The 1,017-nt window shown below is 34.3% G+C and carries 1 protein-coding gene; it reads left to right on the plus strand.

The window, feature by feature from the left end; all coding sequences use genetic code 11:
* Window positions 1–1,017, plus strand: a 1,017-nt coding sequence (locus ETC00_RS19335; RefSeq protein ID WP_216369593.1) for a hypothetical protein, incomplete at both ends; no start/stop codon positions are given.

The raw sequence follows: 1,017 nt of genomic DNA on the forward strand, positions 1-1,017 counted from the left end.
GTATTATAGGTGGTGCAACATTTGGTGCTATTAACTCATTATTACCATTTGGATTATTACCTTCATTCTTCTTACCGGGTGGTCCTATTGCAGGAGCCATTATGGGTGCAGGTATTCAAATTGCTTTAAGATCTGAATCTTTCCAAAAATTCTTATTTGGGGAAAAAGGTGAAGATGGAAAACGATATGGAGGTTTATTTGGAAAAATATTTTCTAATAGTAAGCTGAAAGATCCAGAAACTAAAAAATATTTAGCTAATATGGGATTTGGGGCTGTTAGTGGAGCAGGAATTGCAGCCATTGTAGGAAAATTCGGTTTATTGGGATCTATGTTAACTCCATTTGGTCCAGTAGGAGGAGCTGTTGCTGGTTTAGCAGCAGGTATTGCGTTATCTACTGAAAAATGGAAAAAAGCATTGTTTGGAGAATGGGATGAGGAAACAGGTAAACGTAAAGGTGGACTATTAGGAAAATTTAATAACTGGTTTAAACTAGAAGTAGTTGAACCTATGAAATTAAAATTTGAAGAGACGAGTTTAGCTATGAGGGAATGGTTTACTAAAAGTATCGCTATTCCTTTCCAAAAAGCAATTAATCCTATTAAGCAAGAATTTAAATATATGACAGAAACGTTAACTTCTTGGTTTAAAAAAGGCTGGGATGACTTCAAAGTAAAAATAGGAAAAGTATTTGAAGAAAATGTTGCTAAACCTTTTGGTATCTTTATGAGAGATTATGTTATGAAACCTTTAAAAAATTTCTTTGGTAAAATATTGTCAGGTATTGGAAAAATCCTTGCTCCTATAGCCGCTTCTCCAGTAACTATTCTATCTTCTATTTCACAAGGATTACGAAGAAAACAAGAGAAGCGTGGAGTTCGTAATTACATGGAAGAACAATGGGAAGATATTAAAGACTTTTCAGGAAGAAAAGAACGTGGAGAAAGAATGGGACTATTTAGAACTGTAGATTCACAGGGAAATACTGTTGGAAAAGGTTTCTTGGGAGGAATAAAAG

The organism is Brevibacillus sp. MCWH (genome assembly GCF_013096935.1).
Lineage (GTDB): Bacteria > Bacillota > Bacilli > Brevibacillales > Brevibacillaceae > Brevibacillus > Brevibacillus aydinogluensis.